25 protein-coding genes and 2 tRNA genes are annotated in these 23,449 nt (G+C 65.6%); 10 read left to right on the top strand and 17 right to left on the bottom strand.

Annotated elements, in window-relative coordinates; genetic code table 11:
* Positions 1 to 37: 37 nt before the first annotated feature.
* The 3 genes from PHI64_RS03115 to PHI64_RS03105 all read right to left on the bottom strand — a co-directional run bounded on the left by PHI64_RS03115 (position 38) and on the right by PHI64_RS03105 (position 2,119).
* A complete protein-coding gene (locus PHI64_RS03115) occupies positions 38 to 1,432 on the bottom strand; it encodes an ammonium transporter (protein WP_299878410.1) in 1,395 nt (464 codons plus the stop codon).
* A gap of 10 nt (positions 1,433 to 1,442) precedes the next feature.
* Positions 1,443 to 1,781, bottom strand: coding sequence for a P-II family nitrogen regulator (locus PHI64_RS03110; protein WP_299878407.1), 339 nt, complete (start codon positions 1,779 to 1,781; stop codon positions 1,443 to 1,445).
* A gap of 149 nt (positions 1,782 to 1,930) precedes the next feature.
* Positions 1,931 to 2,119, bottom strand: a complete 189-nt coding sequence (locus PHI64_RS03105) for a hypothetical protein (protein ID WP_299878404.1) — start codon at positions 2,117 to 2,119, stop codon at positions 1,931 to 1,933.
* Between the two features lie 91 nt (positions 2,120 to 2,210).
* Between PHI64_RS03105 and PHI64_RS03100 the strand changes: the two genes are divergently transcribed.
* A tRNA-Gly gene (locus tag PHI64_RS03100) sits at positions 2,211 to 2,286 on the top strand.
* A 49-nt stretch (positions 2,287 to 2,335) separates the two neighbouring features.
* Positions 2,336 to 2,410, top strand: a tRNA-Thr gene (locus tag PHI64_RS03095).
* Between the two features lie 157 nt (positions 2,411 to 2,567).
* On the opposite strand, the gene PHI64_RS03090 is transcribed toward PHI64_RS03095, so the two are convergent.
* The 6 genes from PHI64_RS03090 to PHI64_RS03065 form a co-directional block, all read right to left on the bottom strand.
* Positions 2,568 to 4,889, bottom strand: a complete 2,322-nt coding sequence (locus PHI64_RS03090) for an acetate/propionate family kinase (RefSeq protein ID WP_299878401.1) — start codon at positions 4,887 to 4,889, stop codon at positions 2,568 to 2,570.
* A 199-nt stretch (positions 4,890 to 5,088) separates the two neighbouring features.
* Positions 5,089 to 5,277 carry a zf-HC2 domain-containing protein gene (locus tag PHI64_RS03085; protein WP_299878398.1) on the bottom strand — a complete coding sequence of 63 codons (189 nt, stop codon included), beginning with the start codon at positions 5,275 to 5,277 and terminating at the stop codon, positions 5,089 to 5,091.
* The gene (locus PHI64_RS03080; RefSeq protein WP_299878395.1) at positions 5,271 to 5,858 is read right to left on the bottom strand and encodes a sigma-70 family RNA polymerase sigma factor; all 588 of its coding nucleotides are present in this window, start codon (positions 5,856 to 5,858) and stop codon (positions 5,271 to 5,273) included. The genes PHI64_RS03085 and PHI64_RS03080 overlap by 7 nt, the downstream gene beginning before the upstream one ends.
* A gap of 74 nt (positions 5,859 to 5,932) precedes the next feature.
* Positions 5,933 to 6,667 (bottom strand): putative DNA-binding domain-containing protein, encoded by a 735-nt coding sequence (locus PHI64_RS03075; protein WP_299878392.1) that lies wholly within the window; start codon positions 6,665 to 6,667, stop codon positions 5,933 to 5,935.
* Entirely contained in the window at positions 6,664 to 7,494 is an 831-nt protein-coding gene (locus PHI64_RS03070; protein WP_299878390.1) for a DUF692 domain-containing protein, read from the bottom strand. The genes PHI64_RS03075 and PHI64_RS03070 overlap by 4 nt, the downstream gene beginning before the upstream one ends.
* Positions 7,495 to 7,549: 55 nt before the next feature.
* Complete coding sequence (locus tag PHI64_RS03065) at positions 7,550 to 7,876, bottom strand: hypothetical protein (RefSeq protein ID WP_299878387.1); 327 nt, start codon at positions 7,874 to 7,876, stop codon at positions 7,550 to 7,552.
* Between the two features lie 170 nt (positions 7,877 to 8,046).
* On the opposite strand from PHI64_RS03065, the gene PHI64_RS03060 reads away from it, so the two are divergent.
* Positions 8,047 to 8,682, top strand: coding sequence for a YitT family protein (locus PHI64_RS03060; protein WP_299878384.1), 636 nt, complete (start codon positions 8,047 to 8,049; stop codon positions 8,680 to 8,682).
* A 20-nt stretch (positions 8,683 to 8,702) separates the two neighbouring features.
* Here PHI64_RS03060 and PHI64_RS03055 read toward each other — a convergent pair whose 3' ends face one another.
* The 7 genes from PHI64_RS03055 to PHI64_RS03025 are packed head-to-tail and all read right to left on the bottom strand — an operon-like array spanning position 8,703 to position 15,635.
* Entirely contained in the window at positions 8,703 to 9,698 is a 996-nt protein-coding gene (locus tag PHI64_RS03055; protein WP_299878380.1) for a HEAT repeat domain-containing protein, read from the bottom strand.
* Between the two features lie 22 nt (positions 9,699 to 9,720).
* Complete coding sequence (locus PHI64_RS03050) at positions 9,721 to 10,599, bottom strand: ABC transporter ATP-binding protein (RefSeq protein WP_299878377.1); 879 nt, start codon at positions 10,597 to 10,599, stop codon at positions 9,721 to 9,723.
* Entirely contained in the window at positions 10,596 to 11,390 is a 795-nt protein-coding gene (locus tag PHI64_RS03045; protein ID WP_299878372.1) for an ABC transporter permease, read from the bottom strand. Before PHI64_RS03045 ends, PHI64_RS03050 begins: the two co-directional genes overlap by 4 nt.
* Positions 11,387 to 12,802, bottom strand: coding sequence for an ABC transporter substrate-binding protein (locus tag PHI64_RS03040; RefSeq protein WP_299878369.1), 1,416 nt, complete (start codon positions 12,800 to 12,802; stop codon positions 11,387 to 11,389). The genes PHI64_RS03045 and PHI64_RS03040 overlap by 4 nt, the downstream gene beginning before the upstream one ends.
* Before the next feature lie 39 nt (positions 12,803 to 12,841).
* Positions 12,842 to 13,087 carry a 4Fe-4S dicluster domain-containing protein gene (locus PHI64_RS03035; protein WP_299869445.1) on the bottom strand — a complete coding sequence of 82 codons (246 nt, stop codon included), beginning with the start codon at positions 13,085 to 13,087 and terminating at the stop codon, positions 12,842 to 12,844.
* Positions 13,088 to 13,103: 16 nt separating this feature from the next.
* Positions 13,104 to 14,864 (bottom strand): fumarate reductase/succinate dehydrogenase flavoprotein subunit, encoded by a 1,761-nt coding sequence (locus tag PHI64_RS03030; RefSeq protein WP_299878366.1) that lies wholly within the window; start codon positions 14,862 to 14,864, stop codon positions 13,104 to 13,106.
* 3 nt (positions 14,865 to 14,867) lie between these two features.
* Entirely contained in the window at positions 14,868 to 15,635 is a 768-nt protein-coding gene (locus PHI64_RS03025) for a GntR family transcriptional regulator (RefSeq protein WP_299878364.1), read from the bottom strand.
* Positions 15,636 to 15,957: 322 nt separating this feature from the next.
* Here PHI64_RS03025 and PHI64_RS03020 point away from each other — a divergent pair, with 322 nt between their 5' ends.
* The gene (locus PHI64_RS03020; protein WP_299878361.1) at positions 15,958 to 16,797 is read left to right on the top strand and encodes a methyltransferase; all 840 of its coding nucleotides are present in this window, start codon (positions 15,958 to 15,960) and stop codon (positions 16,795 to 16,797) included.
* A gap of 76 nt (positions 16,798 to 16,873) precedes the next feature.
* Positions 16,874 to 17,728 (top strand): RNA polymerase sigma factor RpoH, encoded by an 855-nt coding sequence (gene rpoH, locus PHI64_RS03015; protein ID WP_299878358.1) that lies wholly within the window; start codon positions 16,874 to 16,876, stop codon positions 17,726 to 17,728.
* A 66-nt stretch (positions 17,729 to 17,794) separates the two neighbouring features.
* On the opposite strand, the gene PHI64_RS03010 is transcribed toward rpoH, so the two are convergent.
* Complete coding sequence (locus PHI64_RS03010) at positions 17,795 to 18,367, bottom strand: SCO family protein (RefSeq protein WP_299878438.1); 573 nt, start codon at positions 18,365 to 18,367, stop codon at positions 17,795 to 17,797.
* A 178-nt stretch (positions 18,368 to 18,545) separates the two neighbouring features.
* Here PHI64_RS03010 and PHI64_RS03005 point away from each other — a divergent pair, with 178 nt between their 5' ends.
* The 5 genes from PHI64_RS03005 to PHI64_RS02985 all read left to right on the top strand — a co-directional run bounded on the left by PHI64_RS03005 (position 18,546) and on the right by PHI64_RS02985 (position 23,445).
* Positions 18,546 to 19,013 (top strand): DUF2244 domain-containing protein, encoded by a 468-nt coding sequence (locus PHI64_RS03005; protein ID WP_299878355.1) that lies wholly within the window; start codon positions 18,546 to 18,548, stop codon positions 19,011 to 19,013.
* Positions 19,014 to 19,059: 46 nt separating this feature from the next.
* Positions 19,060 to 20,235 (top strand): cytochrome c oxidase subunit II, encoded by a 1,176-nt coding sequence (gene coxB, locus PHI64_RS03000; RefSeq protein ID WP_299878352.1) that lies wholly within the window; start codon positions 19,060 to 19,062, stop codon positions 20,233 to 20,235.
* A gap of 10 nt (positions 20,236 to 20,245) precedes the next feature.
* Positions 20,246 to 21,853, top strand: coding sequence for a cytochrome c oxidase subunit I (gene ctaD / locus PHI64_RS02995; RefSeq protein ID WP_299878349.1), 1,608 nt, complete (start codon positions 20,246 to 20,248; stop codon positions 21,851 to 21,853).
* A gap of 136 nt (positions 21,854 to 21,989) precedes the next feature.
* Positions 21,990 to 22,544 (top strand): cytochrome c oxidase assembly protein, encoded by a 555-nt coding sequence (locus PHI64_RS02990; RefSeq protein WP_299878346.1) that lies wholly within the window; start codon positions 21,990 to 21,992, stop codon positions 22,542 to 22,544.
* Between the two features lie 28 nt (positions 22,545 to 22,572).
* Positions 22,573 to 23,445 (top strand): cytochrome c oxidase subunit 3, encoded by an 873-nt coding sequence (locus PHI64_RS02985; protein WP_299878343.1) that lies wholly within the window; start codon positions 22,573 to 22,575, stop codon positions 23,443 to 23,445.
* The last annotated feature ends 4 nt before the right edge of the window (positions 23,446 to 23,449 follow it).

The following is a 23,449-nucleotide window of genomic DNA, read 5'->3' as shown; positions in this document are numbered from 1 at the left end:
CCGGACAGGGCAGGCCCTGCAGCAGGCAAGCGCTGGATCAGTGGTGGTAGGCCGACTCGCCGTGGGCGCTCAGGTCGAGGCCTTCCCGCTCGTCTTCTTCGCTGACGCGCAGGCCGATGGTCAGGTCGATGAGCTTGAAGGCGACCCACGACACCACCCCGGACCACACCACCGCCGTGCCCACACCCCAGGCCTGGGCCACCATCTGGGCGCCCATGTCGAAGGTGCCGGGAGCGTTGGCCACGTAGTCCCACACGCCGGCACCGCCCAGCTCCGGCGCGGCGAAGACGCCCACCAGCAGCGCACCGAGGATGCCGCCCACCCCATGCACGCCGAACACGTCGAGGCTGTCATCGACACCGAGCATGCGCTTGAGGCCATTGACGCCCCAGTAGCACACGATGCCGCCGAGGAAGCCCATGATGATGGCGCCCATGGGGCCGACCAGACCGCAGGCCGGGGTGATCACCACCAGGCCGGCAATGGCGCCGGATACCGCACCGAGCATGGAGGGCTTGCCCTTGAAGATGGCCTCGACCACCGTCCATGCCACCGTGGCGGCGCAGGTGGCGACCAGGGTGTTGAAGAAGGCCAGGCTGGCGGTGGCGCCCGCTTCCAGCGCCGAACCCACGTTGAAGCCGAACCAGCCCACGAAGAGCAGCGAGGCGCCAACTAGGGTCATGGTCAGGCTGTGGGGGGCCATGGATTCACGGCGATAGCCGATGCGCGGCCCCACCATGTAGGCGCCCACCAGCGCGGCCACGCCAGCGTTGATATGCACCACCGTGCCGCCGGCAAAGTCCAGCGCCCCCTTGTTGAACAGGAAGCCGGCAAACTCGCCCGCCTTGGCCGCAGCCTCGGCCGAGGTGAAGGCATCCGGGCCGGCCCAGTACCAGACCATGTGGGCCATGGGGATGTAGGAGAAGGTGAACCACAGCACCATGAAGATCAGCACCGCCGAGAACTTGATGCGCTCGGCGAAGCCCCCGATGATCAGCGCCGGTGTAATGGCGGCAAAGGTCAGCTCGAAGGAGGCAAACAGGTATTCGGGCAGCACCACGCCCTTGCTGAAGGTCGCCACCACCGTCTCGGGCGTCACGCCCTTCATGAACAGCTTGTCGAAGCCGCCGATGAAGGCATTGCCGTCCGTGAAGGCCAGGCTGTAGCCATACACGGCCCACAGCACGCCGAGCAGACAGAAAATCACCAGGGTCTGCATCAGCACCGACAGCATGTTCTTGGCGCGGACCATGCCGCCGTAGAACAGCCCGAGGCCCGGGGTGGCCATCATCACCACCAGCAGGGTGGCGGTGATCAACCAGGCCGTGTCACCCTTGTTGGGTACCGGAGCCGGCGGTGCCCCGTCGGCCCAGCCCGGTGTGGAAAAGAGTGCAGCAGCAAGAAAGGGAGCGAAAGCGAGCAAGCGTTTCATGGGGTTCTCCTCAGATGGCAGCCGCGCCGGACTCGCCGGTACGGATGCGGACGGCCCGGGCGAGATCGAAGACGAAGATCTTTCCGTCACCGATCTTGCCGGTGGCCGCGGCCTGTTCGATGGCGGCAATGGCAGACTCAAGCACGTCGTCCGGCACGGCGGCCTCGATCTTCACCTTGGGCAGAAAATCCACCACGTACTCGGCGCCCCGGTAGAGCTCCGTGTGCCCCTTCTGGCGGCCAAAGCCCTTCACGTCGGTCACGGTGAGCCCCTGCACGCCGACAGCATTGAGGGCCATGCGGACCTCGTCGAGCTTGAAGGGCTTGATGATTGCGCTAATCCACTTCATGGCGCCCTCCACCACGGGCTGCGCGCACGGCCGGGGCGGCCGGGCTGGTCTGCGGGATCTTCATGGGACATCGCTCCTGTTTGCACTCAATGAAAAAAAGTTTCTCAATAAGAAGCAGAAGCTGTGCCAAGCGCCGAGGACACGAAAAATCAAGGATTTAGCGCCATGACCAGCACAGCCATGCACAAGAACCCGGCATCACCCACCGCGCCTGCACCAAAGAAAGGCTCCATGCCCGACCGCGAGGCGCCCAGTACGGCCTTGAAACGAAAAGACATTCCCGTCTCGAACCGCCCTCTGCCCGCCTCCTGCCCCCAGACCGGGATGAATTTTTTCAATCGCGGGCTTCACAAATCACGGGTTTCCTGTATAGTGCCGGCCTTCGGACAAGGCGCTTTCAACAGGCGTCTTCAGTATCTGAAGTCCTATGCGGCAGTAGCTCAGTTGGTAGAGCGCAACCTTGCCAAGGTTGAGGTCGAGAGTTCGAGACTCTTCTGCCGCTCCAGTTTTCCCGTCCCTCAGGCAGTTGCCTGGTCAGGACACAGCGGGATACCGCTCATGTAGCTCAGTGGCAGAGCACTCCCTTGGTAAGGGAGAGGTCGGCAGTTCAATCCTGCCCATGAGCACCACCCGATTGGCAAAAAGGCCGGTTCCTCAAGGAACCGGCCTTTTTGCTTTTCCCGTGGGGATGGCTGCCAGGGCTGGGCTAGGCGCGCTCACTGAATGCACAAGGGGCGACCGAAGCCGCCCCTTGTTGCATGAACGAGGGGGTCAAGCCCCCTGCCCTCAGAGCCGGCTCTGGATCTCCTCGATGAAGCCCTGCATGCCGGTGCGGATGTTGGCAGCGTTGCCTTCGTCGGTGTCGATGTGCATGGCCAGGCGGTAGGCCGGGTTCACGCGCACCACCACGTCGCCGAAGATCAGCTCGCGCTCGCCCTCGATGCGCACCCGGACGATGTACTTGTCGCGCACGCGGAAACGCAGGGCGTCTTCGGGGGTCATGTGGATGTGGCGCTGGGCGCAGATGACACCACGCTCGATGGTGGTGCTGCCGGCCGGGCCTTCGAGGGTGATGCCCGGGGTGTTCACCAGGTCGCCCGACTCGCGGATGGGCGGCTGGATACCGACCTTGAACTGCTCGGTCATGGCGATCTCGACCTGGGTTTCCTTGCGGGTCGGGCCGAGCACGCGGACGTTGGCGATGCGCCCCTTGGGGCCGACCAGATGCACCTTCTCGGCACAGGCAAACTGGCCCGGCTGGGACAGTTCGTGCTCGGGGGTGAGCTGGTGCCCCGGCCCGAAGAGCTTGTCCACGTCGGCCTGACACAGATGCACGTGGTGGGCCGAGATCTCGATGGGGATGGCCGGCGGCTCGCCGCTGCGGGCTTCGAGCAGCAACTGGTTGCGCTCGATGGCGCGCAGGGTTTCCCAGGCCACCAGGCGTTCGTCGTCGTTGGTGATGACGAGGATGGTGACCGGCGAATCGTCGGCGGAGATGATGGCGTGGGAGCCCACCAGGCCGAGATTGCGGTTCTTCTCTTCATCCAGCTTGATGCCCATGTAGCCGAGGCCCTGACAGGCCAGGCTGCGCACGGTGGCACTGGTCTCGCCCACGTCGCCGGTGAAGGCCAGCACGTCGATGCCGCCCATGGCCGCCACGTAGGCGCCGATGTTCTTGCGCACCTGGTAGCAGAAGGCCTTGTGGGCCAGCAGGGCCCGGTGGTGGCCGTTGCTGGCAGCGGTCTCGATGTCGTGGATGTTGCTGGAGATTCCGGAGATGCCCTTCAGGCCGCTGCCGGTGTTGATCAGGCTGGAAAGCTGCTCGGGCGACATGCCGTGCTGCTGCATCAGATGGATCATCACCGCGGGGTCGATGCTGCCGGAACGGCTGGGCATGATCAGACCGTCGGTGGGCGTCATGCCCATGGTGGTATCCACCGAGCGGCCATGGTCGATGGCGCACAGGGAGGCGCCGATGCCCAGGTGGCAGGACACCACCTCAAGCTCGCCAAGGGGGCGCTGGACGACTTCGGCCGCCTTCAGGGACACATAGCGGTGGGAGGTGCCATGGAAGCCGTAGCGGCGGATGCCCTCCTGCTTGTACAAATCGTAGGGCAGACCGTAGAGGTAGGCGTAGGGCGGCAGGGTCTGGTGGAAGGCGGTGTCGAAGACGGCCACGTGGGGCACGCCGGAGAGCTGGCCCATGGCCATGCGGATGCCGTCCACGTTGACCGGGTTATGCAGGGGGGCAAACACCGAGAGGGCTTCGATCTCGGTGATGACCTGCGGGGTGATGACCACGGCGCTGGAGAACTTGCTGCCCCCATGGACCACCCGGTGGCCGACGGCGGTGACGTCCTCGGGGTGGAAGGTGAAGGCGTCGCCCAGCAGGCGGGTGGCTTCCTGCATCACCCGGAACAGCTCGGTGAGGGGGAAGGGTTCGCGCATCTGCGTTTTGACCTGGGTGCCCACCATCACGGTGACGCAGGCTACCGCCGGGTCGGCGTTGTCGACGATGCCATGCACGTCGGCGCCCATGTCCTTGGTGTCGTAGATGCCGAAATGGATCTGGCTGACGCCCACGTTGAGGGCCACCACCTTGCCAGGCTGGCCGGTGACCAGGGACAGGGCGTAGGGATCGTCGGACTTGGCTGTGCCGGTGGTCTGCCCCGCCACGATGTCCAGGCTCATGCTGCGCATGCGGTCAAGGAGCAGGCGCGACAGGTAGGCGATGGCTTTCGGGTTGGTGAGGATGTGGGCGTTGAAGACTGCCTGGGGGATCAGCAGCACGTAGCAGCGGTTGCCGGCGATCACGTCGGCGGAGAGGCGCTCACCAGTGAGGATGGACATGACGCCGAAGACGTCGCCCGGCCCGAGCTGGCTGAGCACCGAGCGGGTGCCGGTGTTGTCGGTGATGGAGATCTCGGCGTGGCCGGTGATCAGCACGCCGATGTATTTGCTGTCGTCGCCGGTCTCTAGGATGGCTTCGTTGCCCTCGTAGCTGGCCAGCTGGCCCTGGCTGACGATTTCCTCGACCTTGTCGGCCGGGAAGTGCTCGAAGAGGCGTACCTGTTCGAGGAAGAACCGTTTCAGATCGATTTCGCTCACGCTGATTCTCGCTTCATGGGGTGGTGCCGTAGCCGACAGGATAGTCCCGCTGCTGCAATGCAGCAAAGCAGATTCGCCTCATTGGAGCCCTGAAACGTGATTTCGTTGCCAGGGATGGCCAAGCTGGTGTCGCAGCGCAACAGGCTACGCGCCACCTGTGACGGTCATTCGCGGGAAAACTGAAGGGTCAGGGCGCGGCTCAGGAAGCCCCGTCGTCATGCCTGGTGAAGGCGCGGCTTGCCCGGCGCAGGAAGTCGATGTGCTGACGGAAGGCCCGACAGCCCCGGCAGAACACCAGGTGCAGGCGCAGGGCAAGGCGCTCGCGCCTGCCTAGGGGGCGGTCGAGGGCTTCGGAGAGCAGCCGGGTGGTGTGCTTGCAGGTCAGCATGAAACGGCCTTTCCCCCGAACCAGCCTTCGGAGAGGCACTGGCGCAGGCCGGCCCGGGCCCGGTGCAGGATCACGTTGCAGTTACCGACGCTCAGGGCCAGAGTGGTGCAGATCTCGTCGGTTTCGAGGCCCAGGAACTCCCGCATCATGAACACCCGGGCGGTGCGCGCCGGCAGCACCTCCAGGCAGATCTCGAAGACCTGCCAGAACTGCTGCTGTTCGAGGGCCTCCTCCGGGTTGCCCCACGGCCGCGGGCGGCTCATCGGGCTCCAGTGCTCGCTCTCCCGGAACAGGGCGTCGAAGGCTTCGTCCATGTCGGCCTCGTCACGCTCCAGGCTGGAGACCTGCACGGTGCGCCCGCGCTCGCGCAGAAAGTCGATGACCTTGTGACGGACGATGGTGAACAGCCAGGTCTTCAGGGCCGAGCGGCCGGCGAAGCGCTCGATGCCCTTGAGGGCGGCCTCGATGGCCTCCTGCACCGCGTCCTCGGCGGCCGCGTCGTCCTGCAGCTGCAGGCGGGCAAACTTGAGCAGCTGGGGGCGGAAGCCGGAGATGAGCTCGGCGTGGGATGTAACGGTCATGGAATGCGGAAGAATCCGGGTGGGATGAGGCGGGGCTGGATGCCAGGCCGCCTGATCCAGCATAGCAGGGAAGCTCATGGGAGCGTCCCCAGCAGCACACCGAGACGGCGCAGCTCGGCCAGGCTGTGACGACCGAAATCCATGAAGGCGGCGTCCGGCGCCCGGCCGAGTTCGGTGGCGAGCTGCACCAGGGCATCCCGACCCGACACGCCGCCGCCCGCCAGCAGCGCCAGCAGGCGGGCGGTGGCCAGGTTGGTCTCGACAAAGCACACCTCGTCGGCCCCGTCGCGGAACACCAGCAGTTGCACCGGCGCCGGGCGGCGGGGGCGCGCGTCCGGCCCGATGCGGTGTACTGGCCACTGGAAGGCCAGGGACAGCAGGGCCGGATTGACGACAGGACAGCCGTCGACGGGATCCCCGTCAGCCAGGCCGGCTGGCAGCGCCGCCTCCATCACGTCCACGGCCAGCTCGGCCCATTCGTAGCGGGCCAACTCGGCAAACCAGCGCGGCAGGCGCTGGCGCGGCCCAGCCTCCAGATAGGCGACGAACTCCCTCGGAATTTCGCGGAACCAGGAGGTGGCACACGGCCAGTCCCGGTAGAAGGCCCGGCACAGGCGTGTCCACCGCAGCTCGCCAAGGCAGGCCCGCCCCACCGGAAAGCAGCGATCGAGAAAGCCACACAGGTTGTTGAAGAGCAGCGCCTCATACACCTCCATGCGCTGGCGCGGCACACCGGCCGGCAGCGGCGCCCGGGCGCCGGCCCGGATGCGCCGGCCGAAGGCCAGCTGGAAGTCACGCAGCCCGCTCATCGGGCGGCCCCCGCCGCCTGCAGACGGGCGATGCGGGCAACCTCCTCGCCCAGCTCGGCGAGGGGCGGAAAGCCGAAGTCCCGCTCCAGGCAGGTGGGCACCGGGCCGGTGTGGCGGTAGGCAGCAGCCAGCAGATCCCATACCGGGTCGATGACCGGGGCGCCATGGGTGTCGATGAGCAGGCCGTCGTCCTCCACATGGTGGCCGGCCACGTGGATGTAGCAGGTACGCGCCAATGGCAGGGCGTGGAGGAAGTCGAAGGGATCGAAGCCGAAGTTGCGGGCATTGACCAGAATGTTGTTCACGTCCAGGTGGAGCAGGCAGTCGGCCTCCTCGACAACGGCGCGGATGAAGCTGGCTTCGTCCATCTCGGCACCGGGCGGGGTGACGTAGCGGGAGGCGTTTTCGATGCCGATGCGGCAGCCGAGCACATCCTGGGCCTGGCGGATGCGGGCCGCCGCCCAGCGCACGGCCTCGTCGGTGCAAGGCAGGGGCAGCAGGTCGTAGAGCTGTCCGTCATCACTGCTCCACGACAGGTGTTCGGTGTACAAGCCGATGCCGTGTTCGGCCATGAAGGCACGGGTGCGCCGGAGCAGGTCGGTATCAAGGGGGCGCTGGCCGCCCACCGACAGGGACAGGCCGTGGCACACGAAGGGGTAGCGCTCGGTGAAGCTGCGCAGCTGGCGGGCCGAGCGCCCGCCCATGCCGACCCAGTTCTCGGGGGCCAGCTCGAAGAACTGCACGGCCGCCGGAACACCGGCCTCCAGCTCGGCGAGCAGCTCGCGGCGAAAGCCGAGCCCGGCACCGACAGGCAGGCGTGCAGGCATGGTCAGCACCTCCCGGCATGGAGCAAGGCGGCCCTGCCCCATGCCGCCGGGCATCTTATTTCTTGTCGGCAGCGCACTTGCCATCCATCTTCTTGTCGCCGCCGCAGCTGGCGTCCTTTTTCTTGCTCGCAGCGCATTTGCCGTCGGCCTTCTTGCCGGCCGCACACTTGCCCTCCGCCTTCTTGTCGCCGGCACACTTGCCGTCCATTTTCTTGTCCGCGGCGCACTTGCCATCCTTCGCCTTGGTGTCGGCCTGGGCCAGTTGGTAGCCGCCCTCCAGAGATTTGGCGGCGAAGGGGTTTTCGCCGGCATGGGCGGCACCGGCCAGGGCCAGGGATGCGGCGACAGCAGCGGCGCTCAGGCCGGAAATGGAATTTTTCATGATGATCTCTCCTGTTGGAATCGGGGCGCCGGCAGGTGGCCGACGGGCCACGCAAATACCTGGTGCTGGCCATTGGTCGGCCGACACGCGCCTTTATTACATGGCCCGTCAAAAAAACTGGCGGACGGGCAGGTATGATCGGCGGCGTACCGCCCTCTTACAAGCCCGCCATGTCTGTCACCCCCGCCGAGTCCGCCCGCCCTGCCCTGCAGGCCACGCGCCACAGCCCCCTCGAAGACGTGCAGGGGGTGCTCACCGGCTGCCTGTTCGTGGCCCTGGCGATCCTGATCTTCCGGGAAAGCCGCCTGCTGCTGGGCGGCTCTGCCGGGCTGGCCTTCCTGCTCCACTACCTGGGCGGGTGGCGTCTGGGCACGGTGCTGTTTGCCGTCAACCTGCCCTTCTACGTGTTCGCCTACCGGGCCATGGGGCGCAGCTTTACCCTGAAGACCTTCTGCGCGGTGGGGGTGTTGTCGCTGTATACCGAAATGTTGCCGGGCCTGATCGCCTTTCAGCGCATCGACCCGGTGTTTGCGGCCGTCATGGCCGGGCTGCTGGCGGGGATCGGCATCCTCATCCTGATCCGCCACGGGGCCAGCCTGGGCGGGCTCGGCGTGCTCGCCATCTATCTGCAGAAGACCCGCGGCTGGCGCGCCGGCACGGTGCAGATGGCCGGCGACTGTGTGATCCTGGCGCTGGGGCTGATGGTGGTGTCGCCGCTGCAGGTGGCCCTGTCGGTACTGGCCGCCGGCGCCCTCAACCTGGTGATCGCCATCAATCACCGGCCGGAGCGCTATTTCGGGGCCTGAGTCCGGCAGCCCAGGGCTCTTCAGGACTTCACTGCGGCGGCGGCCTGGATCTGGGCAATGGCCAGGCGGGCCGACTTTCGCACCTCCGGATCGGCATCGGACGCGGCCTGGGCCAGCGGCGCCAACGCGCCGGCATCGCCGATTTCGCCCAGGGCGATGGCGGCCTCCTTGCGCAGGTTGGCGGAAGAATGGAACAGGGCCGAGGCCACCACAGCCTGAAGCGCGCGGGTGTCCTTGAGGCGCCCGAGGGTGCGCACCACGCGCTGGCGCACCTGCCAGTAGCTGTCGTCGAGGGCGGCGATCAGGGCCGGGCCGGCGCCCGCCAGGCGCAGCTTGCCCAGGGTGGTGGCGGCCTCCTCGCGCACTTGCCAGACCGGGTCGGCCAGGGCCTGGAGGAGCGCAGGCAGCACCGCGTCGTCAGTGGCCAGCCCCAGCGCACCCACTGCGGCCCGCCGCACATCGGCATCGGCGTCGTCCGCCGCCAGCCGCATCAGCGCCGGCAAGGCGGCGGGCTGCTTGAGCCAGCCGAGCACGCCGACGGCCTCCAGGCGTACCTCCGCCTCGACGGCATCGACAGCGGCCAGCGCCGGGGAAAAGCTGGAGGGCAGACGCAGCTCGCGCAGAGCGTGCAGCACCCGGGCACGGGTCGCCCCCCGGGCGGTATCGAGGGCGGCCACCAGCAGCTTGCCGTTTTCAGGGGCACGGACCTCGGTCAGGCTGTGGGCCGCAGCAGCACGCACGCTAGCATCGTCGTCCTCCAGGCGAGCCAGCAGGGCACGGACAGACTCGGGGCTCTCCCGATCGGCCAGGCGGTCGGCTGCTTCGGCGCGGACCTCGGCCACTGAATCCGACAGGGCCGCCACCAACCAGGGGGTGTGCGCCTCGTCTTCCAGCTCGGCCAGTTCGATCAGGGCCAGGCGGCGCACCGTCGGGTCATCGTCGCCCAGACGCGGGCGGATTTCCGCCAGATCGGTGTCGCCGGCAGGCAGGGCAAGGGAAAAGGGGGATGTTGTCATCGGATGTCAGGCTTCGGTCTGTTCAGTCGGCATAGGCGGCCGGATCGGCGCTTTCTGCTGCCGGGTTGATCGGGGAAAGGCGCGCCAGCGGGACGGTCAGCGCCGGGTCGCGGAGCAGGGCCAGGCAGTGGCGCTTGTGCTCGATGAAGCTCGAACCGGTCAGCCATTCGGCGCTGCGGGGCCGGCCAGCGGGGACGATGATCTCTTCGATCACCCGCCCGGGCCGGGCGCTCATGACGAGGATGCGGTCGGCCATGAACAGGGCTTCGTCGATGTCATGGGTCACAAAAACGACGGTCATGCGCCGCTTGCTCCACAGGGCCAGCAGCAGCTCTTGCATCTTCAGGCGGGTCAGCGCATCCAGCGCACCGAAGGGCTCGTCCATGAGCAGCACGCGGGGCTGGTTGATGAGTACGCGGGCAATCTCCACGCGCTGCTGCATGCCCCCGGAGAGGGCGCCGGGGTAGTGGTGCTCGAAGCCCTCCAGCCCCACCTCCTTGAGCCAGGTCATGGCCTGGGCGTGGCGCTCGGCCCGCCCCACGCCGCGCATGCGCAGCCCGTAGGCCACGTTGTCGCGCACCGACAGCCACGGGAACAGGGTGTGGTGCTGGAACACCAGGCCACGCTGCGGATCGGGGCCGCCGATGGGCGCACCATCGAGCCGCAGCTGGCCCCGAGAGGGGGTCAGGTGGCCGGCCAGGGCCCCCAGCAGGGTGGACTTGCCGCAGCCCGAAGGGCCCAGCAGGCAGACGAACTCGCCGGGAGCGATGTTCACCGACACATCGGCGAGGGCGGTGAAGCGGTCGGCGCCGCTGCCCAGCTCGATGGACACCCGGTCGATGTCGAGCCGCCCGGTGCTCACCTCGGGCGCGAGTTCGGACAGGGAAAGGATGGCGTTCATGGACGGCCTCCCGGACGATACCAGGGCATCAGGGCCTGGCCGGCCCGGTGCAGCAGGGCGCTGCTGCCCATGCCGAGAAGGCCGATCAGGAGCATACCGACGATGATGTTGGCGTAGTTCTGCACGGTGTAGGACTCCCAGGTGTAATAGCCGATGCCGTACTGGCCGGAGATCATCTCGGCGGTCACCAGGCAGAACCAGCAGGTGCCCATGCCGATGCTCAGACCGGTGAGTACCGACGGCGCGGCCGCCGGCAAGATGACCCGAGCGAAGATGGCCCAGCGACGGGTGCCCAGACTGCGGGCCGAGGCGATCAGGCGCGGGTCCACCCCGTGCACGCCGTGAATGGTGTTGAGCAGAATGGGGAACAGCGCGCCGACGAAGGTGATGAAGATCATGCTGCCCTCGGAGGAGGGAAACATCAGGATGGACAGGGGAATCCAGGCCACCGCGGGGATCGGCCGGGCCACTTCGAGGGGCGGCATCAGGGTTTCCCGGACCCAGCGGAAGCGCCCGATGGCCAACCCGAGGCCCACCCCCAGCGCTGCCGCCACGAGGAAGCCCGAGGCCACCCGGCCCAGGCTGGCCCCCAGGTGGTTCTGCAGCTTGGGGGACTGGAACAGATCCCAGGCGGCATGGACCACCTCCAGAGGCTGGGGCACGTTCTGGAAGGTCACCAGCCCCAGGTTCATGCGCTGGGATGAGGCGACATGCCACAGCACCACGCAGATCAGCAGCGACAGCAAGGGCAGCATGCGGCGTGCGACCGACAGTTGTCCGTAGGCTGTCACCTTCCGGCTCCCGAGGTCTTGAGGGCGGCGAAGTCGAGGAGCTGCCCCTTGTTGGTCGAGGCGTAGGCGACGGCGGCGTCCTTCTGCAGGAAGGCGCTCACCTCACCCTGGGCATCCCGGGCGAACCAGGCCTGGGGGCCGAGCAGCTTGATGCCGTGGATCAGGTCATGCACATACACCGCGCGCACTGCCTTGCCGGCCTGCTCCAGCTTGCGCAGATCCTGCACGGCGTTGGCAATGGTGGCGTAGTGACGCACCTTGGGCTCCCCCGCGACCCACAGCCCGGCGAGGCGGCGGGTGTCGGTGATGGGCTTGCCGGTGACGGCGTCGTTGGCCTTCAGGGGCAGCTTGTCATAGCTCTTCAGGCGGGCGTCGTAGTTGAGGCCGGACTGCTTGAAGGCGGCGCGGATGTACTGGTCGTCGATGAAGGTGGCGGGATCGGGCGTGACATCGATACGGCGCATCAGGTGCAGGGTGTCGATGGAGGTCTTGAGGGCCTGGCGGTATTCCGGCTTCCAGGTGAAGTCCCGGGTCTGCAGCCCCAGGGGGCCGTGAAACAGGTAGCTGACGGGAGCGTCGATGCCGGTGTGCTTCTCGATCAGCTCGCTGTATTTCTCGGGGTCGCTGGCAAACAGGCGGTCGGCCTCGATGGCCGCGCGCAGGAAGGCCACCACCACTTCGGGGTACTTGCGGGCGAACTCGGCATTGACCAGGGAACCATGGAAGGTCGGGGTGGCCGACTGCACGCCGTCGTAGATCTTGCGGGCGAAGCCCCGGTAGGGGAACAGCTCGGCGAAGGGCACGAAGTCGGCGTGGGCGTCGATCTTGCCGGCCTGCAGTGCCGGGCCGGCCACTTCCGGCGCCTGGGTGATGATGTTCACGTCCTTCTCGGGGTCGAGGCCCTGGCGTTTGAGCGCGCGCAGGAGCATGCCGTGGGCGGCAGAGGCAAAGGGCACGGAGATGGTCTTACCACGCAGTTCGGCCAGGGTGGTGGCACTGGAATCCTTGGGCACCACCACGCCGTTGCCACTGCCCTGGGTACTGCCCGACAGCACGGTGATGAACAGACTCTTCTTGCCGGCTTTCTGGAAGGCGGCGCCGTTGGCCGAGCCGGGGAAGTCGGCCATGGTGCCGATGTCCAGCTTGTCGGCCACCATCTCGTTGGTCAGCGGGGCGCCGGAGGTGAAGTTCTTCCACTGGATGTCGTACTGCACACCCTTGTACTTGCCGTCCTTGGGCAGGTATTTGTCGAGCAGCTTGAGCTCGCGGATCAACAGGCCGCCAGTGGCGCAGTTGATGGTGGTGTCCTGGGTGCCAATGGCCAGACGCAGGGTTTCGGCGTGGGCGCCGAGGCTGACGGTCATGGTGACGAGGGCCGAGGCCGCGAGCCGGGTGAGCTTGGAAAATCGCATGGAAAACTCTCTCTATATGTATGGGGGTGAAGCGGGAAATCAGCGCAACAGGTAGGGAATGGCGACGTGGATGGCGCCGGTCGGGCAGTCCTTCTGGCAGGGCAGGCAGTACCAGCACTCGTCGCGCTTCATGAAGGCCTTGCCGGTCTGGGGATCAATCTCGAGGATGTCCATCGGGCACACGTCGATGCACACGGTGCAGCCCTTGTGGGCAATGCACTTGTCGAGATCAACGGTGACGGCGGCCTCACTGAACTGGGCGATGCTGCGGGGTTGGAATGCCATGGGTTTCTCCAGGGGGTCAGACGGTGGCGACGGCTTTTTCGGCGGAGGCCTTCGGCGCGACACGCAGCCGGTCGTAGGCATCCTTTTCCTGTTCGGCGATGGGGACGATGTAGGGCTCGACAGGCCGCTTGTGGTGGCTCATCCGGCCGGATTCGTCCTTCTTCAGATGGGCGTGGCAGAACCACTCGGCGTCATTGCGCTCCGGGTAGTCCGCCCGCAGGTGGTAGAGGCCCCAGCGGCTCTCGGTGCGGAACAGCGATGCACGGGCGGCCATCTCGGCGCAATCGCGGATCACCGAGGCCTCGGCGCAGCGCATCAGCTCGTGGGCGTCGCTGGCGTGCAGGTGCTCAAGGTCCTCGCCGATTTCGGCAAAGCGGTCGAGGGCCAACTCGTATTTACGGGTGACCTTGGGCGGCTGCAGGTAGTCATTAACAAAGCGCCGCAGCTTGTATTCCACCTGCAGGGGCGGCAGGCCGTGGTCACGCAGCAGGGGGGCATAGATGCGTGCCCGCTCGCGGGCCACCTGCTCCGCGTCCACCGGAGAGAAGTCGAGGCTGCTGGCTCGCTCCGCCGCGCTATGCCCGGCGAACCAGCCGTAGGTGAAAGCCCCCAGCATGTAGTTGTGGGGCACTGCAGCCATGTCGCCGGCCGCGTAGAGGCCCGGCACGGTGGTTTCGGCGCGGGCATTCACATGCACGCCGGAAGCGCTGTGGCCGCTGCAGAAGCCAATCTCGGAGATGTGCATCTCCACCATCTGGTGGCGGTAGTCGGTGCCCCGGTTTGCGTGGAACTGGCCGCGGCTGGGGCGCTCGTTGCTGTGCAGGATGGTCTCGATGGTCTGGATGGTTTCCTCGGCCAGGTGGTTGAGCTTGAGGAAGACCGGGCCATTGCCGCCCTGCAGCTCCTGGTAGAACTCCAGCATCATCTGGCCACTCCAGTAGTCACACTCGATGAAACGCTCACCGCGGCTGTTTGCGGTGTAGCCCCCCATCGGCCCGGCCACGTAAGCGCAGGCCGGACCGTTGTAGTCCTTGATCAGCGGATTGATCTGGTAGCACTCCAGGTTGGCCAGCTCGGCCCCGGCGTGATAGGCCATCACGTAGCCATCCCCGGCGTTGGTGGGGTTCTCGTAGGTGCCCATCAGATAGCCGGATGCCGGCAAGCCCAGGCGGCCCGCCGCCCCGCAGGCCAGGATCACCGCCTTGGCGCGGATCACATGGAAGTCGGCCGTGCGGGAATCAAAGCCCATCACACCGTTCACGCTGCCGTCGGCCGCCGTGAGCAGGCGGGTGGCGATGATGCGGTTGGTGATCTCCACCCGCGCCCGCTTGAGCTGGCGGTAGAGCACCTTCTTGACGTCATGCCCCTCGGGCATGGGCAGCACATAGGTACCCATGTGGTGCACCTTGCGCATGGCGTAGTCGCCGTTGGCGTCCTTTTCGAACTTCACGCCCCAGCGATCGAGCTGTTCGATGGTGGTGAAGCTGTGCTTTGCATAGGCATACACCGTGGATTGATCGACGATGCCGTCGTTGGCGATGGTGATTTCCTTGGTGTATTGCTCGGGGGTGGCGTAGCCGGGCACGACGGCGTTGTTGAGGCCGTCCATGCCCATGGAGATCGCACCGCTGCGTTTCACGTGGGCCTTGTCCAGCAGCAGCACACGCAATTCCGGATTGCGCTCCTTGGCCTTGATGGCGGCCATGGGGCCGGCAGTGCCGCCTCCCACCACCACGATGTCGTATTCACTTTCCCGCGTGTCCAATTGATAAGACATGAGTCACTCCCCTGAGGTTGGGCCGCGGCCCACCTGGAATCGGTATTGAAAGGTGTCGCCCCTGAAATAGAGGAATTCGTAATCCAGTGGCTGGCCGCCCTTGTCATGGGTCAATCGCTCGACGCGCAGCAGCGGCGCGCCCTCGGGCACCTTCAGGCGGGCAGCCAGTTCGGCATCGGCGGCCACCGCGTCCAGGGCCAGGTCGGCGTGACCGAGAGGGCGCTCGCAGTCGTTCTCCAGGATCACGAAGATGTCGCGCACTTCCAGATCGGCCCGGGCCACCTGACGCCCGATGTCCAGGGGCAGCCAGGTGAGCTCGATGGAAACCGGCTCCCGGTCGAGCAGGCGCAAGCGACGGATCTCCACCACCGGGGTGCCCTTCTGCAAGCCCAGACGCGACGCCACCTTCTGGTCGGCCGGCACCTCGGCGAGCGCCAGCAGGCGGTTGCGCACCTCGTAGCCGTGGGCCCCCATCTGCTCCGCAAAGCCCTGCAGCCGGGTGACGTTCTGGACGGCCTTGGGGCGGCTGACGAAGCTGCCGCGGCCCTGCTGGCTGTAGATCAGCCCCTCCCGCTGCAGGGCCCCCAGGGCCTGCCGGATGGTGATCCGACTGACCTCGAACAGGGAGCCCAGCGCACTCTCGGACGGCAGCCTGAGCCCCGGCGGCCAGTCGCCATCGAGGATTCGCTCACGCAGCGCCTGATGGATCCGCCGATAAAGGGGCGCATCGCCCATAGGCGTGGAAGAGGTCTGGATATCGGTATCGAGCATCTCAACTTGTCATAACAAGATGAGTGCAATTTATTGGCCCTTCCCCACAATCGGAACCAACAATAAATGGGAACGATATGAGCAGATGAGCATTGAGGCCTTATTCATCGATCGGAATAAAGGCCCGGCAGCAAAGCCTGCTGGCTTTTAAACAGCGTACTGTTGAAAATCCAGCAGAATCGACATCCATATTGGAATCCGGGCTCATACTTTGCACCGGATTGCGCTTCATTCACCGCCACCGCAACACGAGGTACGGGAATTGCTTCGATTTAGCCCCCGTCAAGCCGGCACCCGGCCAACGCATTTATCCTGAGCCGCCATGACCACCCGCCGCCATTTTCTTTCCCACCTGGCCGCCCTTCCGGTGCTGGGCGCCATCCGCCCGCTGCAGGCCCGCCTTCAGGACGATGACGACGCCCTGCGCGCAATCATCGCCAGCCCGCACCGCAGCGAAGCCAACCGAGCCCGGGATGCCGCCCGCCACCCCTACGACACCCTGCACTTTCTGGGCGTCCGGCCCCACCACACGGTGATCGAGATCACTCCCGGCGCAGGCTGGTTCACCGAGATCCTCGCGCCATATCTGCGAGCGCAGGGCCGCTACATCGCAGCCCACTATGCCCACGACGACCCCATGGCCTACCGGCGCAAGTTGCGGGAGACCTTTGAAGCCCGCCTGGCTGCCCGCCCCGATCTTTATGACAAGGTGCACATTGGCCATTTCACCCCGCAGGGCACTCTCGAAGGCATCAACCTGACGGACGGGGCGGATCGAATCCTGACCTTCCGCAACGTACACAACTGGCTCGATGCCGGACACCTGGAAACCAGCCTTCGCGCCTTTGCCCATGCGCTCAAGGCGGGGGGTGTCCTGGGTATCGAGGAGCACCGTGCGGCCCCCGGGGTATCGCTGGACGAGATGAAACGTAGCGGCTACGTCTCGGAGAGCTTCATGAGCAACCAAGCCATGGCTGCCGGTTTTGAATTGAGCGGGCGCACCGAGGTGAATGCCAACCCCCGCGACACCCGGGACCACCCCCATGGCGTCTGGTCCCTGCCACCTACCCTGCGGGGCGGCGAAGCGGACAAGGCCCGTTTTCTCGCCATCGGAGAGTCCGATCGCTTCACCCATCGCTGCATCAAGCTGCGGGACGTGTGAGCCCCGGGAACCAATTTCCACTATTAGCACTCACAGACCGGGAGTGCTAACATTGGCATCAAGGAGGTAGTTGCACATGTCTCAAACCCTGTCGTTTCCCGTCCCGTCCGCGGTTGGCAGCCTGGATCAATACATCCAGAGCGTGAATCGCATCCCGCTGCTGACCGAGAAGGAGGAATCCGACCTCGCCCACAGCCTCCGGGACAACGAAGACCTGGAAGCGGCGCGCAAGCTGGTGCTGTCCCACCTGCGGCTTGTGGTAGCCATTGCCCGCGGTTACCTGGGCTACGGCCTGCCCCACTCCGACCTGATCCAGGAAGGCAACGTGGGACTGATGAAAGCGGTAAAACGCTTCGACCCCGACCGGGGCGTGCGCCTGGTGTCCTTTGCCATCCACTGGATCAAGGCCGAGATCCACGAGTACATCGTGAAGAACTGGCGTCTGGTCAAGATCGCCACCACCAAGGCACAGCGCAAGCTGTTCTTCAACCTGCGTAGCCTGAAAAGCAGCAGCAATACGCTGCAGGGCGAGGAAGTGCTGGCCGTGGCCCAACAACTCGGCGTCAAGCCGGAAGAAGTCCGCGAAATGGAAACCCGCCTGTCCGGGCAGGAGATGGCCCTGGAAGGGGGCAGCGACGATGACGAGGAGCGTTTCGCCCCCATTGCCTACCTGGCCGACCCCCACGCCGAGCCGTCCGACGTGCTGGCCCGCCGTCAGGCGGCCCGCCTGCAGGACGAAGGCCTTCACCACGCTCTGGCCGCCCTCGACGAACGCAGCGCCAGCATCGTGCGGCGTCGCTGGCTGACCGAGGGTGATGCCGCCACCCTGCATGAACTGGCCGCCGAATACGGCGTATCCGCCGAGCGCATCCGCCAGATCGAGGCCAAAGCCATGCAGAAAATGCGCACCCAGCTGGCCGCATTGGCCTAAGCGCCACCCAGATGGCAAAAAGGGCAACCCGCGGGTTGCCCTTTTGCATTTCAGTGCACCGGAAAGCTATTTGCCGGCCAGCAGCTTGCGCAGATCCCCGGCAATCACTTCCGGCTTCTCCCCGTGCTTAACATAAAGGCGCAAGCGCCCCTGGGGATCAAAAACATAGGTGCCGGTGGAGTGATCCACCGTGTAGGCGCTGCCCTTGGTATCGCCCTGCTTCTGGTAGAAGACCTTGAAGTCCCTGGCCACGGCCGCCGTGGTGGCGGCGTCGCCATACAGACCGGTAAAGCGCTTGTCGAAGGCCGGGACATATTCGGCGAGCAGCGCCTGGGTGTCACGTTCCGGGTCGACGGTAATGAACAGCACCTGCACCCGATCGGCATCCGGCCCTAGCTGACGCATCACTTCGGCCATACCCAGCAGATTGGTGGGACACACATCCGGGCACTGGGTATAGCCGAAGAACAGGGTGACAACCTTGCCCCGGTAGTCGGCCAAGCTACGGGGCGCCCCGGTGTGATCGGTCAGCTGGAAGCCCTTTGCATAATTCGCGCCAGTGATGTCGGTGCTCGCAAAACCCGCGTTCGCACCGCCGTCTCCGGCCGGAGAACAGGCCGTCAGCCCTCCCAGCCCCATCATCAGCACCACCAAGACGAACATGCCGCATCGCAGCAACGAAATCATTTGATTAACCCTTTTTATTCAATCATTTGCAAATTCATCAAGTGCACTGCAAAACAAAACGCCGATGCTACACTGAGCCCACAATTTGATCTGCGTCAAATAGTCGCAGACAGGGCCTGGAGGAGACGCCATGGCTATGACCAAAACAGAGGCAGCGGGCGCGCAGGAATGGACTGCGCGCCCTAACTGCTCCCTGTCCCCGACAGCACGCCGTAATCTCGTCCGCGGCATTCTTGCAGCAAGCCTGCTCGTCAGTGGCGGCTTTCTGCTGGCCGGCGCATGGCTGGTTCTTCCCTTCGCGGGCCTTGAGCTCGCCGCCCTCTATATTGCCCTGCGCGCCCTTGATCGCGCCGATTCGTCCAGCGAAACCATTCGCCTGGAGGGCGACCGCCTTACCGTCACCACACGTTTTCTCGGCGATGCCCGGCAATACAGTTTCTCTGCAGCCTGGGCCCGGGTCAGCATGGAAGCTGGCGACGCCCCCGACCCGCTGATCTGCATCCGCTCCCACGGCCGCAGCTGCCAGGTCGGGCGCCTGATGACACCCCCTCAGCGGCAGCAGTTTTTTTCAGATCTCTCCAGACGGCTCCGCAGCTAGACCGCGAAGTCGAATTGATCATCCCACGAAAAGACGAGGACGAGACTTGACCCCACTCAACCCCCGCCCCCCTGGCAGGCTTTTCGCAGGTCTCAGCCTCCTTCTCGCCGCCGGCACTGCTCTCGCCGACTACACCTGGAACTTCCCCACCCCGGTCACGCCCATTGCCCGGGACACCCTCCACATCCACAACGAGTTCATGGTGATCATCACCGTGCTCTTCGTCGTGGTCTTCTCGATCATGGTCTATTCCATGGTCAAGCATCGCAAAAGCACCGGTGCCGAACCCGCCACCTTCACCGGCCCCACCGGTGCCTTCCAGTGGTTCTGGGTGCTGGTGCCCTTCGGCATCCTGCTCTTCATCGACTTCGTACTGATGGGCATCCCGGCCTTTCATGCAGTAATCGAGATGGAAGACACCCGCACCAAGGCCGACATGGTGCTCAAGGTCACCGGGCTGCAGTGGAAATGGCAGTACGAATACCCCGACTCCGGCATCAAGTTCATCAGCACCATGTCCACCCCCCGCGAGCAGATCGAGGGCAAGGCCGCCAAGGGCGAGAACTACCTGCTCGAAGTGGATAACGAAGTGGTGCTGCCGGTGGGCAAGAAGGTGCGCGTGCTGCTCACCTCCACCGACGTGATCCACACCTGGTGGGTACCTCAGTTCGGCGTCAAGCGTGACGCGATTCCGGGCTTCCTGCGCGAGACCTGGGTGCGCATCGAGGAGCCCGGGGTGTATCGCGGCCAGTGCGCCGAACTGTGCGGCAAGGACCACGGCTTCATGCCCGTGGTGGTGCGCGCCGTGCCCGAGGCCGAATACCTTGCCTGGGTGGACAAGAAGAAGACCGAGATGGCCGCCGCCGCGGCCGGCAGCGACCGGGCGTGGACCAAGGAAGAGCTGGTGGCCGCCGGCAAGGCCGCCTATGAAAAGAACTGCGCCGCCTGCCACCAGGCCGAAGGCCAGGGCCTCCCGCCGGCCTTCCCGGCCCTGGCGGGCAGCAAGATCGTCACCGGCCCGCTGCTCTCGCCGGAAGGCAAGCTGCTTCCCGACAGCCACGTGGACCGGGTGCTCAACGGCAAAGCCGGCACCGCCATGCAGGCCTTCAAGGCCACCCTGTCGGACGCCGACCTCGCCGCCATCATCACCTACGAGCGCAACGCCTTCGGCAACGCCAAGGGCGACATGATCCAGCCCGCCCAGATCAAGGCCCTTCGCTGAGGAGCATCGGATGAACACCGCCACCCATACCCTCGATCCCCATGCCGGCCATGCCCATCACCCCGCCGGGCTGATGCGCTGGCTGACCACCACCAACCACAAGGACATCGGCACGATGTACCTGACCTTCTCCCTGCTGATGTTCTTCGTCGGTGGGGCGATGATCCTGGCGGTGCGGGCGGAGCTCTTCCAGCCCGGCCTGCAGTTGATGAAACCGGAGTTCTTCAACCAGCTGATCGGCGTGCATGCGCTGGTGATGATCTTTGCGGCCCTGATGCCAGCGGCTACGGGCTTTGCCAACTGGATGATCCCGCTGATGATCGGCGCCCCCGACATGGCCCTGCCGCGCCTCAACAACTGGGGCTTCTGGCTGCTGCCGCCAGCGGCGCTGCTGCTCACCATGCCCTTCATCCTGGCATTGTTCGGCATCGGCGACGGTGCCGTGGCCACCGGCTGGACCCTCTACGCACCTCTGTCGGTGCAGGGCGGCATCGGGGTGGATTTCGCCATCTTCTCGATCCACATCCTGGGTATCAGCTCCATCATGGGGTCGATCAACATCATCGCCACCCTGCTCAACATGCGGGCGCCCGGCATGACGCTGATGAAGATGCCCCTGTTCTGCTGGGGCTGGCTGGTCACCGCAGTGCTGCTGATCATCACCCTGCCGGTGCTCGCAGGCGGCGTCACCATGCTGCTCACCGACCGCCACTTCGGCACCCACTTCTTCAATGCGGCCGGTGGTGGTGACCCGATCCTGTTCCAGCACCTGTTCTGGTTCTTCGGCCACCCCGAGGTGTACATCCTGCTGCTTCCGGTGTGGGGCCTGATGCCCCACGTGCTGTCCACCTTCACCCGCAAACCCATCTACGGCCACACCGCCCAGGTCTATGGCTTCATCGCCATCGGCGTGCTGGGGCTCATCGTGTGGGCCCACCACTTCATGACCGCCGGCCTGCCGGTGCCCGCCCTGCTCTACTTCATGTACAGCACCATGGCCATCTCGCTGCCCCTGGCGGTGCTGTTCTTCTGCTGGATCGCCACCATGTGGCGGGGCGCCATGAGCTTCGAGACGCCCATGCTCTTCGCCATCGGCTTCATCGTGCTGTTCGGCATCGCCGGCCTCACCGGTCTGGTGCTGGCTGACGTGGCCGCCGACGCCCAGTATCACCACAGCTATTTCGTGGTGGCTCACTTCCACTACGCCTTGTTCGCCGGCGGCATCATGGGGGTGATGACCGGGGTGTATTACTGGCTGCCCAAATGGACCGGCCACATGTACAGCGAAAAACTCGGCAAGCTGCATTTCTGGCTCACCGTAATCAGCTTCAACTTCACCTTCATGCCCCAGTTTTTCCTGGGCCTGGCCGGCATGCCCCGGCGCATCCCCGATTACGCCCTGCAGTTCACCGAGTTCAACGCCATCTCCACCGTCGGCGCCTTCGTGCTGGGCCTGTCGCAACTGCTCTTCGCCTGGAACATCTGGCGCTGTGTGAGAGGCGGCGCCAAGGCCACCGACGAGGTCTGGGAAGGCACCAGCGGCCTGGAATGGGAACTCAGCTCGCCTCCCCCCTACCACTCCTGGGACACCCAACCCGTCATCAAGTCCGGCACGTGAGGAGACCCGACATGCACCTCGACGACTCCGACCTCGCCCTGCGCCGCCGCGCCTCCGCCCGCTTTGCCTGGGTGCTGGGGGCTGTTGCCGCCAGCCTTTACATCATCGGCTTCTTCATCCAGCGTTAAGCCTCGCCGTGAACGAAGCCGCCCTGCCCCCACCCCGAAAACACGGCCGCCTGGTCGTCCGCCTGCTGCTGCTGGCGGTGGCCTTCTTTGCCTTCGGCTTCGCCCTGGTACCGCTCTACGACACCTTCTGCGAGGCCGTCGGCTTCAATGGCAAAACCTTGCGTGACGCCACCCAGGCCAAGGATCTGCCCCCCAGCGCGGTGGACTACAGCCGCAAGCTGGACGTGCAGTTCACCTCCACCCTGATGCCCGGCCTGCCCTGGGAAATCCGCCCCTTGGAACCGGCCATCGAGTTGCATCCCGGCGAGTTGCGCACCACCCGCTTCCTGGTGCGCAACCTGTCCGACCAGACCATTGTCGGCCAGGCCGTGCCCAGTGTGTCACCCACGGTGGCGGCGCGCAGCTTCCAGAAGCTCGACTGTTTCTGCTTCACCCAGCAGACCCTGGCCCCGGGCGAAAGCCGCGAGATGGCCCTGACCTTCGTTGTGGACAGCGGCATCAACAAGGACATCTCCGAACTGACCCTAGCCTACGCCTTCTTCCCCGCGCCGCCGAAACCGTGATTCAACCCCTTGCCCTCGGGAGCACGCCTTGAACGCCTCGCCCGCCACCACCGCCGCGCCCCACGCCACGCACTACTACGTGCCGCAGCCCAGCCTGTACCCGATCTTCCTGTCGGGAGGCATGTTCCTGCTGGCCTTGGGTTTCATCCTGCTGATGAACAAGTTCGCCCCGGGGCCGTGGGTCATGAGCGCCGGGGCCGCGGTGATCATCTTCGTACTGTTCAAATGGTTCGGTGCGGTGATCGCCGAAAACCAGCGGGGCGACTACACCGACTGGGAGGACAAATCCTTCCGCCAGGGCATGGTGTGGTTCATTGGTTCGGAGGTGATGTTCTTCGCGGCTTTCTTCGGTGCCCTGTTCTATTGCCGAGTCATCTCGGTGCCGGCCCTGGCCGGCATGGACCCGGCTTTCACCCTGTATGAAGGTTTCACCGCCGCCTGGCCCACCGCCGGCCCCAAGGGCGCGAGCTTCACACCGATGGGCGCCTGGGGCATTCCCGCCATCAATACCGCGCTGCTGCTCACCTCCGGCATCACCCTCACCTGGGCCCACTGGGGGTTGATGAAGGGCAAGCGCAGCCAGCTCAATCTAGGGCTGATCCTGACGGTGCTGCTCGGGGTGATCTTCCTCGGCTTTCAGGCCTACGAATATCACCACGCCTATTCCGAGCTCGGCCTGACCATGGGTGCAGGCGTCTATGGCGCCACCTTCTTCATGCTCACCGGCTTCCACGGCTTCCACGTCACCCTCGGCGCCATCATGCTGGCCGTGGTGGCAGGCCGCTGCCTGTCGGGGCACTTTGACGCCAAACGCCACTTCGCCTTCGAGGCGGTGGCCTGGTACTGGCACTTCGTGGATGTGGTGTGGCTGCTGCTGTTCGTGGTGGTGTACTGGCTCTAGGCGC

This window comes from Zoogloea sp., assembly GCF_028689785.1.
Classification (GTDB): Bacteria; Pseudomonadota; Gammaproteobacteria; order Burkholderiales; family Rhodocyclaceae; genus Zoogloea.
Note: the sequence above shows the minus strand (reverse complement) of the source record. Positions and strands in the feature narration are given on the sequence as shown.